The organism is Fischerella sp. (assembly GCF_013388695.1).
Taxonomy (GTDB): Bacteria; Cyanobacteriota; Cyanobacteriia; order Cyanobacteriales; family Nostocaceae; genus PCC9605.
Genome location: NZ_JACAEU010000003.1, coordinates 1 through 10,309 on the forward strand (window position 1 = coordinate 1; position 10,309 = coordinate 10,309).

The following is a 10,309-nucleotide window of genomic DNA, read 5'->3' on the forward strand; positions in this document are numbered from 1 at the left end:
GGAGGGCATCTCGCTACCGCTTCTGGACAACGTGTAAGACCATCTAAAGGCACTGCTTTTAGAGGCAATGTTGGGTGAAGGAAGAATCTCCGCCGTTCTACGGCGGGGAGTTGTCAATCCCATGCGAAAGACCTTGATGTGATGCCATGTCTCACCGCTTCAGTTGGCGATCGCCACCAGTTAACTTTGTTTGTGCCAACCTAACTACAATGCTGATATCAATTCATACAACATTGTATTGACGATTTATCATTGACAGATTATGCAAAAACTGAAAAACTCTAGGATAGTAAAAAAAATATTAAATTTTTAGCTCAATAGCCGTCCGGGGAGGTGAGTCGTAAAAATAAGTGAGAACAATTTAGCTAAAAGCAATTCAGCGGTCTGAAGTTTACGACTTTGAAAGTCTTCCTCAACAGGCGTTTCAAAAGGTTTTCTTCTAAATCCATTCCCGTAATCCCCATAGAGCCAAAATGCTTTCATAAGAAAGCATATTTTGTGATGCTTTTACCTTCACGGTTGTTGATATACCTCTGTCCAGTAGGCAAACCCCCTGGCAAGTGAAACAAACGTGAAGGTAGTGTGAAACAAAGTTAGCACATCTGAACTAAAAGAGAATCTGCGATAACGAAGAGAATAGAGGACAATCAGCTCGAAGATTTCCAATCGCCGGGTATTTTTTCCTGCATTGAGATGCTCTCCATTCTATGCCTTGCTTCAGTGTGGGAATTAAGTGGCAATAAAGTTTATCTTTACCCAAAACTAAAAAAATGAGGATATTATTTAAGTATTCTTGGTGGGATAGCCTTCCTTTTGCTATCACAATTTTTCAGCTAGTACTAAATATTTGGTTGGCAGCAACTTGGGAATCACGTACTTTTTTTGATAACCTCTTATTTTATCCATTCTGTCTCTTTCTTTTTTGGTACAATGCCCTAGTTCCTACGCATAACTTTGTTCATACTCCTTGGTTTAAATCTAAGTTCCTCAACAATATCTATGCGATAATAAATTCAGCTAACTTGGTTACACCAGTGGCTCATTATCGTTATATACATTTCAATCATCATCAGTATGGCAACGATAGGCAAAATGCAGACGGTCAAACTCAAGATCGTTCTTCTACATTTGCCTATGGGAAAAATGGTAGATGTGAAAATGTAATAACTTATTGTGCCTTGGCAATTTTTCGTGATGATATGACTGAGTCATTTCGTCAGGCAAAAAAATACAATGAAAGCTTGCAATTATATTTGGAATTTGCTGCTATTATCTTAGCAATTATTGGATATTTGCTGCTTTCGTGGAAGTTTATTTTATTCTTTTTTGTGCCTATATTCTATTTAGGTTGGTTCATTGCATATTTAACTAATTATTATGAACACTTTGGTGCGACACCTGAAAATCGATATGCAAACTCAACTAGCTATTATGGTCATGTCTACAATCTGCTTTTCTGCAATGAAGGTTATCATCAAGAACATCACTTGCGTCCTGAAGTGCATTGGAGCCAGAGACCAAAAATATATCAAAATCTATGTGAGAAGTTAGATAGCGTTGATAGAGTAGTGTTGAAGTTTCCACCATCTCTAGGCTTTATGCATCACAAAGGAAATACTGATACTTCAGTTAAGCAAACTTTGCCGTACTGATGCCACTTGTCTGAGAAGTTGATTCTCACTATCGCGATTTCTCTAACTCAAGTTTTACAAAAAATTTGACGTAATTTTATAACGATATCGACTATAGGTGCAATAATTTTCTTATTGCATTAATTCGATATCATTCTAACAAGTTTAAATGTGAAACACATAGATGTTTTCGTCGTAGCAAACTTGTACAAATTTTTGATTACTTATTATATGGAGATTGTCCACTGTTTGCAATCTCAACAATAAGATTCAAAACAATCTATCTAGGGCTAAAAAGGATAGCTTAGCATCACTAACTTATGGCGTGGATACATATTCTGATTGCAGGTCTTCTAGAAACAACGTGGGCAGTCACATTGAAGTGGAGCAACGGATTGACGAATTTCCTACCAACCGCAGCCACAACTTTTGTCACACTTCTTAGTTTCTTCTTTTTATCGCAGGCACTCAAAACAATCTCCGTTGGAACTACCTATGCGGTGCTGGCTGGCATTGGAGCTACTGGTACTGTGATTGCAGATATCGTTCTGTTTGGTGAGACTTATGGAACAGTTCGTTCTGTTTGCGTTGCTTTGATTGTTATTGGTGTAATGGGTTTGAAGATACTTTAAATTCCTGTGACTAGGCGACACGAATAAAGTTAACTCGTGAGGGTCGTCATTTGTCATTTGTCATACCCTGCGGGAAGCCGAGTAAAGCGCGTCTACGTCAATGGTAATAGTTTCAGCTATTTTTAAATTTCAAAACACATAGCTGTTGTTATTCCCACCTACGTACTTATGAAGCATTCATATACTCCAAATTCAAAATAGGAAAGATTTAATTGATGTTTCAAACTCACCAGACTTCGACAATTGGACTTGTTGAATTACCTAACCTACAACTATCAGTAGTTAATAAAGTAGTTAATAGCCACAACGAATGGGATCTTCTGCAAGAAGTAATTGTAGGTCGCGTTGAGGGTGCGGCGGTACCCCAATTTGAAGCCAGCGTTAAAGTTGATGCGCCTCCAAAGTATTGGAATTTTTTTCAACAATTAGGTGGTCACTCGTTTAGCAAAGATTTAGTAGAAGCAGCCGCTAAAGAACTGAACGAGTTCTGTCATATCTTAGAGATGGAAGGCGTGACTGTACGGCGACCCGATATCGTTGACTTTTCTCGCACCTATGCAACACCTGATTTTGAAGCTTCCGGTATGTATGCAGCCATGCCACGCGACATACTGATTGTTGTGGGTAATGAAGTCATTGAAGCACCAATGGCATGGCGATCGCGGTTTTTTGAATATCGTGCCTATCGTTCTTTGATGAAAGAATATCTGCAACGAGGAGCGAAGTGGACAACAGCGCCGAAGCCTTTAATGTCAGATGAACTCTATGATTTTGACTTTGCTGCCAAATCCCCAGAAGAACAGGAAGCATTGGTTAGGCAAGGGCGCTATGTTACAACGGAGTTTGAACCCTGCTTTGATGCAGCCGATATTGTCCGCTTTGGACGCGATCTTTTTGTGCAGCGCAGTCACGTTACCAATCGGATCGGAATTACCTGGCTCAGACGACATCTAGGAGAGCGGTATCGGGTTCACGAAATTAAGTTCCAGGATCTTAATCCCATGCACATTGATGCATCGCTAGTACCACTTAGACCGGGACTAGCTCTGATTAACCCCGATCGCCCTCCTGTACAAAGCGAATTATTTAAGAAAGCAGGTTGGGATTTAGTAGAAGCAGCATTACCCACGACTCCCGACTACTGGAAGTTACCCATTGCCAGTAAGTGGATTAGCATGAATCTTCTCAGTCTAGACACAGAACGTGTGATTGTGGAACGGCAGGAAGAACCCACTCAGAAACTCTTGAAAGATTTAGGCTTTAAAGTCATTCCTGTGAATTTCCGCAACTTTTACACCTTTGGCGGGTCTTTCCACTGCGCTACCTGTGATATTCGTCGCACTGGACAACTTGAAGAGTATGGATTTTCTCACCCCCTAGATATGGATGAACTCAATGAAACCGAACATTGAAACGATGATAAGGCTAGACCTGAATGAAAACCCATATCCCTTACCTGCTTGTGTCAAGGAAGCTATCTATTCTGCTGTAGACGACTGTAGTCGATATCCTTTCGGATTAGAAGATGGGGTTATTCAAAAAATTGCTAGCAAGTTCTCTGTTGCTGACTCAACTGTTCTATTAACCCAAGGAATTGATGAGGCGATCGATCGACTGATACAACAGTTTCGTGAAATGCGCTTCGTTATTTTCAATCCAACCTTTGATGCTTATATATGGCGCGTTAAAGTCAATCATCAAGACCATTGCTTGATGAGTTTAGATGATAGCTTCAGGATAAACGAGTCATCAATTAACTGCATCACCCCCAACGATTTCGTGATTTTAGCTAACCCTAATAATCCTACCGGGCATATCTTCGAGGATGATGCTATTCAAAAAGTTATGCAAAGATGTGGGAAGCTATTGATCGATGAAGCTTATATTGATTTTTCAGATCGTGAAAGTTGGGTAAGCAGACGACTAGAAAATATGTTCGTCTTTCGCTCATTTTCTAAAGCGTTTGGGTTGGCTGGTTTACGTCTTGGTTTTGTAGTGGGAGACGCAAATGCAGTTAGTGAAATGAGAGCGAGACAGTGGTGCTGTAATATTAGCTCAATGTCTATTGAAGTACTGAATCAGGCATTAGAAGACGATTATTACAAAATCAATGCTGCAAAAGTTATTCAAGAGCGAGAAAGAATGGTTGCAGCGATCGCAGAGTTAGGATTTGATGTTGTACCTACCCACACTAACTTTTTTCTTGTCAAAGATGACTCAAATCAATTAATGCGCTATCTGCAAAACAAGCAACTACGTGTAAAAGATGCTGCCTTGTTTGGTATGTATGGTTACTTGAGAATTAGTTTGGGAAATTATGAGAGTAATAATCAATTGTTGACAGCTTTAAAGGAGTTTAAATTTTCTCATGTCTAGTAATGTAATTAGCAATGAATTTCTACCAGGCTTAGAAAAGTCTCTAGGTTATCTCAGAGGCTTTGCCGCTAGCCAAGTGATTTATAGTTTTCTACAGGAAGGCATTTTTTCTCTGTTGGAAGATGGATTAGATATAAATGCGATCGCCCAAAAAAAGGGATACGATCCTAACCTATTAAGAACTGTATTTGAATACTTAGCAGTGGAGGGAATTTTAGAGAAAAGCACCTCTGAAAATGGTCAAGTTAATTTTCAGATTTCTAACTACGGTAAAAATATCAGCACTTACTATCAAGGATGGTTCAACTTATTGATAGGAGGTTATTCATCTATATTTGCTAACATCACCAACATTATGAGCCAGGGCACGAACTACGTATCCAGGAATGGCAAATGGGTGGGAGTTGGTGCATGTCAAATTTCTCAAAATGATGTCTTCCCATTGGCAAAGAAAATGATGGAAGAAATCAAACCCAATGTCAAAACAATCGTTGATTACGGTTGTGGTAGCGCCTTGGGACTGTGCGAGTTTTGTAACCAAAACCCAAATATTAAAGCAATTGGGGTTGAGCCTGATGAAGGAGCATATCAAGCTGGACTTAATTTAGTGGCAGCCAAAAATTTGCAAGAGCGGATAACTTTGGTTAATAGTGCTGCCCTTGACCATGAAATTAATGAAGTTCCTGACTTTATTTTATTTTGGTTTGTCCTGCAAGAAATATATGGTCAGAATGGAGAAGCAGCTTTGATTGAGTTTATCAAAAATATTGGCGTTAATTTTCCTGATAGTTATCTTCATGTGATTGAAGTCGATTACGCAATTGATAATGAAGAAGTGATGAAATCTCCTCTCGGGTTAGGGTTTTATAATCCCTACTTTCTCCTGCATCCATTTACCGATCAAAAGCTAGTTTCAGATCAAAAATGGACTGAAATTTTTACCAAATCTGGTTTTGAGATTATCAAAAAAGAAGCTGTCGATCCAAAAGTAGATCCTACAGGTTTAGTAATTGGCTATGTATTAAAATATGCTGAATATGGAGTATAGTTTTGTGTAAGAGCGTAGTTTTTTTTAAACGCAGAGGGGCGCAGAGGAACCGCAGAGGAACGCAGAGTCTTTCTAATTTGAATTCGTTCAACATAAAAGATGGTTAATTTTTAGCAAAATTATGATTACATCTCCCTTATGCTCGGTTGAGGAATCTATTGATACTCTCCTGAATGATTTTCTAGAACAGATGACTCAACAGGTAGAATTCAATGCTGGTTACTCGGAAAACCTCGCCTTTGACTACAGCCGTCTGTGGCATTTTCTGCGATACAACATTAATAACGCTGGCGATCCTTTCATCTACGACAAGTTTGTTAAGAGTCACGCCAAAGAGTTTGAACAGAAAAGTCTGCAATGGTTTGCTCAACTTTATGAACTACAAAACCATTGGGGATATGTCACGACTGGCGGGAGTGAAGGGAATATCTACGGTCTATTTTTAGGGCGAGAAAGGTATCCAGATAGTGTTTTTTACGCCTCCAAGGATAGCCATTACTCTATTGTTAAAGCAGCTCGTTTACTAAGAATTCCTTACACTCCAATTGATTCTCAATTGAATGGTGAAATCGATTATGAGCAGCTAGAAAGAGAACTATCAGCGCACAGGCATCAAAGTGCTATTCTCAACTTGAATTTGGGAACCACAATGAAGGGAGCAATCGACAGGATTGAGCGAGTCGTTGATATTTTAAAACAAGTTGACATCACTCAGTTTCATCTTCACTGTGATGCTGCACTAGGAGGAATGTTACTGCCGTTCATTGATGGCGCACCAAAAATTAGTTTTCAAGATTATCCAATTGGCAGTATTGCGGTGAGCGGACATAAGTTTATTGGCTCTCCGATTCATTTTGGGATTGTTCTGACTCGTCGGGAGTATGTTCAAAAGATTGGCAAAAGAATCGAGTATTTGGGAACGGATGACACCACCATCACCGGATCGCGTTGTGGTTTAAACGCTTTGTTTCTTTGGTACGCGATCGCCACCCGAGGACAGAAGTTTGCTAGGGAGGTAGCAACTTGCTTAGAAAATGCTCAATATTTGCGCGATCGCCTACAGCAAATCGGTTATAATCCCCTACTCAACGACTTTTCAATTACAGTTGCTTTCAAAAAGCCTCCAGCTAAGGTTTGCGACAAATGGCAACTTGCTATTGAAGGAAACTTAGCTCACGTTGTGGTCATGCAACATATTTCTACTCAAAAAATTAATGAGTTAATCGACGATTTATTGCAAGCTCAAGCTTGAGAGTCATTAATATAAAGTTCATATTCTAAAAGGTATTAAAGATATGTCAGAAGAATCTTTTTTCTGGGACGCTCATTTCTATGATTGCTTCCATGCGGGTAAGCAGTACTTCTTTATGTCTGAACGTAAAGATGTATCTTTATGGTTAGAACTAGCCAGCAAGTATGGAGATCCAGTTCTGGAACTTGGCTGCGGTACTGGTAGAACCGCCATCCCTTTAGCTGAAGCAGGATTTCAGGTAACAGGTATTGATATCTCGGACTCAATGCTAGAGTTTGCTAGACAGAAGTCTTCCCAAGTGAACTGGGTTAAGGGTGATATGTGTAATTTTGAGTTAGACACACAATTTCCTCTAATTACACTGCCATACTTTACCTTCAACATACTACTCCAATTAGAGGAAGCGGAATCCTGTTTGGCTTGTGTAAGAAAACATCTCCAACCAGGGGGAAAATTTGCGATCGATCTTTTGAATCCCTACCCTAGATATCTAAATGATGTCGTCCACTTAGCCGGAAAAAGAATACTAGATTGTATTTTTCCAAATCCTCAGGGTGGTGGAAGTATCATTGCTACCTCTGCCCGAGAGTACGATGTAGAACATCAAATTGCTACTGAAAGATTATTTTATCACATTCCAGGTCAGGAAGAAGTTGTTGAAGACATCAAAATTCGATTATATTTTCCCCAAGAGATTGAGATGTTACTCAAATACAACGGGTTTAAAGTTGAAAGCAAGTTGGGCGATTACCAAGGTAATCCATTTACCCCAGAATCGCTCCAACAAATTTTAGTTTGTGAAGCGTGCTGATCGTTTCAAACTACAAATCACGTAGTTTACATGGGATGAAGTACCGTTAAATGCAACCTCTGTCTAACTTCTGCTTGTAGATACCGTTCCTGCAAAGGTTGCCACTGCTGCCACATCTGGTAGCGGTTTTCTGCTACTTTAGTAGCGATGGTAGGAAGTTGTGCGTGAAAATCTGACTCGAAGACATCTGCAAGCCACTCACCCAATACCGTGCTATCTTGTATAGAACCTAAAATATCTTGAATACTCTTTAGTTCCGCAACATAAGTTGTGTAAGTTTCACCATATAAGTCAGTAAATAATTCCATTTGGTAACGTATGCGTTTGGCTTGTTTCCGCAAACTATGAAGAATCTTGCCGTTAGTTGCTAATTCTTGTTCTACCTTTTCTGCTTCCCAATCTCGCAAGACGACAATTTCAGACTCCTTAACTTGGGTTCCCACCAACCAACCTGGATGCAGCAAGAAATGACTTACTTCAGGCAAAAGTAAATCTGGTAATACTTCTTGCATCGGCAAAGATGCCAGCGGTTGATAACTAGGTTCATCTAACCAATCTTTTAATGACTGTTTTATAGCTTTGTAACGCCCATCTTTTAATGTCGATCGCACATCTATCAGTGCATCTTCACGTTGTTTGCCTAAAGCATCCAAAGCTGTTCGCAGAGATTGCCGTTCTTTTTTAGGTATATCTGGTTGACAAAAGTTTTCCAAAGTTTGTTTTAGTACATCTAAATCTCGGAGATTGCCAAGGCGACGTGCAATTTTACCAACATTTTTATCGCTCACCACCTTCGGTAAATCCACAGCTGGGGCAAATCTACTCACAGCTGTGCGTAAACGACGCATTCCCACTCGCATTTGATGTAGCGCTTCTGGATCTTTATCTTTTTTAACTTCTGTTTCCCATTTTAAGGTTTTCTTGAAGTGTTTTTGAATTGCTGAGTAAGCGTATTGTCCTAGATTTTCCACTTTAGATTTTGTAGCCAAGATTATAGAATTTGATACACTTTTATAGATATTGCTATTGTCCATACTGATTGAATCATAGCATTAGTTAAAAGCTAGTACTGGTTATCTGTAACTCATCTGTGCAGCACTGAGATTGCCAAATACTATCATAATTACCGATTATAATTTATAGAAATAAACAAAATTGTTATAGAGTAAACAAGTGTAACAATGATTTGAACTTTTATTTTTTTTGTTGTTAACCCATATTCTGTCAAATATTCAAATTATTTAATGTTTTTATAAAAACGAATACATGAGGAGTATTAAATCATACCTTTATAAAAACAGTGTTAAAATCGGATACCCATAGAGGCAATGTAAAATGAAAGACTCATGTTTGTTAAATCAAGTTTTGCTCACATTTACCGATAGTTTTATAGAACACCGGGAAGACCTATCGGCTGTAATGCTGACACCAGAAAAGCATTTGTGGTTTGGGTCAGATGAAACTTCCACTATTGAACGTCTTTCTTGGATTGATGCCAATAATTTTGGTGAACATAAACAATTTCATGTCAAAGAATTTATTGATTTACCTGCACCTGAAGACGAAGAAATTGATATTGAGGGTATCGAATATAGCGATCGCTATCTCTGGTTTGTTGGTTCCCATAGCTGGAAACGCAAAAAACCTAAACCAGATAAATCGGATGCGAAAAACATTAATAGGCTAACCCAAGTTAAATCAGAACCAAATCGATATATTCTGGGACGCATTCCCCTTGTTGACGGTGAACTGTGGAAAACTTGCCCCCACCCCGACAATGCAAATGTGCAGTTAGTTGCTGCTAAATTAGAAGTCACTCAGCAGGGGAACGTGCTGATAGAAGCTTTGGCAAACGACCCTCATTTAGGTTGTTTTATCAAAGCAGAAATCCCTGGTAAAGATAATGGCTTTGATATAGAAGGTATAGCAGTCTATCAAAACCGAATTATTCTTGGTTTGCGCGGCCCGGTATTGCGGGGTTGGGCTATGATGCTGGAAATAGAAGTAGAACTTTCTGAAACAGGACTGCTAACACTAAAGCCAATTGCAGAGGCGGGAAGTCTGTACAAAAAGCATTTTCTGTTCTTAAATGGCTTGGGAATTAGAGATTTGCATTTAGATGGAGAAGATTTGTTAATCTTAGCAGGGCCAACAATGGACTTAGATGGCCCAGTGCAAGTGTATCGATTATCAGGTGGCATTCACTTGCAAGAAGATGTTCTGTATTACCCAGAGTATTTACAAGATATTCCTTACGGAAATCGAAACGATCATGCTGAGGGCATAACACCATATCAAGATATAGCCGGGATGCCCTCGCTGTTAGTGGTTTATGACTCTCCTGCAAAAAATAGGTTAGTGGGTGAAACTGGTGCGATCGCAGATATATTTAAGCTAGGCCAGTAGAGATTTATGATAGTGGAGGCGTTGCTGAATTTGGTCATGAATTATGTGTGCATACATTTTTGTAGTTCGATGCCAAATCATTGTAGAGACGTAGCAATGCTACGTCTCTACATACCCGTGAATTGTAAATTCATATCTTGATTCAGCAACGCC

Annotated in this window: 9 protein-coding genes; 8 read left to right on the forward strand and 1 reads right to left on the reverse strand. The window is 39.3% G+C overall.

All coding sequences use genetic code 11. The features are described from left to right. Positions 1–770 precede the first annotated feature (770 nt). The 7 genes from HXY43_RS00335 (at position 771) to HXY43_RS00365 (ending at position 7,750) form a co-directional block, all read left to right on the forward strand. Complete coding sequence (locus HXY43_RS00335) at positions 771–1,652, forward strand: fatty acid desaturase (RefSeq protein ID WP_290878602.1); 882 nt, start codon at positions 771–773, stop codon at positions 1,650–1,652. 299 nt (positions 1,653–1,951) lie between these two features. Next, complete coding sequence (locus HXY43_RS00340) at positions 1,952–2,263, forward strand: multidrug efflux SMR transporter (protein ID WP_026731778.1); 312 nt, start codon at positions 1,952–1,954, stop codon at positions 2,261–2,263. A gap of 215 nt (positions 2,264–2,478) precedes the next feature. Continuing rightward, a complete protein-coding gene (locus HXY43_RS00345; RefSeq protein ID WP_290878609.1) occupies positions 2,479–3,675 on the forward strand; it encodes an amidinotransferase in 1,197 nt (398 codons plus the stop codon). After that, positions 3,659–4,639 (forward strand): histidinol-phosphate transaminase, encoded by a 981-nt coding sequence (locus tag HXY43_RS00350; RefSeq protein ID WP_290878617.1) that lies wholly within the window; start codon positions 3,659–3,661, stop codon positions 4,637–4,639. Before HXY43_RS00345 ends, HXY43_RS00350 begins: the two co-directional genes overlap by 17 nt. Further along, positions 4,632–5,687 carry a class I SAM-dependent methyltransferase gene (locus HXY43_RS00355; RefSeq protein ID WP_290878620.1) on the forward strand — a complete coding sequence of 352 codons (1,056 nt, stop codon included), beginning with the start codon at positions 4,632–4,634 and terminating at the stop codon, positions 5,685–5,687. Before HXY43_RS00350 ends, HXY43_RS00355 begins: the two co-directional genes overlap by 8 nt. A 121-nt stretch (positions 5,688–5,808) precedes the next feature. Beyond that, positions 5,809–6,939 carry a histidine decarboxylase gene (locus HXY43_RS00360; protein WP_290878623.1) on the forward strand — a complete coding sequence of 377 codons (1,131 nt, stop codon included), beginning with the start codon at positions 5,809–5,811 and terminating at the stop codon, positions 6,937–6,939. A gap of 43 nt (positions 6,940–6,982) precedes the next feature. Then, on the forward strand, positions 6,983–7,750 hold the full coding sequence (locus HXY43_RS00365) for a class I SAM-dependent methyltransferase (protein ID WP_290878626.1): 768 nt from the start codon (positions 6,983–6,985) through the stop codon (positions 7,748–7,750). A 26-nt stretch (positions 7,751–7,776) separates the two neighbouring features. On the opposite strand, the gene HXY43_RS00370 is transcribed toward HXY43_RS00365, so the two are convergent. Further along, positions 7,777–8,745, reverse strand: coding sequence for a CHAD domain-containing protein (locus HXY43_RS00370; protein ID WP_290878632.1), 969 nt, complete (start codon positions 8,743–8,745; stop codon positions 7,777–7,779). A gap of 340 nt (positions 8,746–9,085) precedes the next feature. Between HXY43_RS00370 and HXY43_RS00375 the strand changes: the two genes are divergently transcribed. After that, complete coding sequence (locus HXY43_RS00375; RefSeq protein WP_290878629.1) at positions 9,086–10,156, forward strand: DUF3616 domain-containing protein; 1,071 nt, start codon at positions 9,086–9,088, stop codon at positions 10,154–10,156. Positions 10,157–10,309 lie beyond the last annotated feature (153 nt).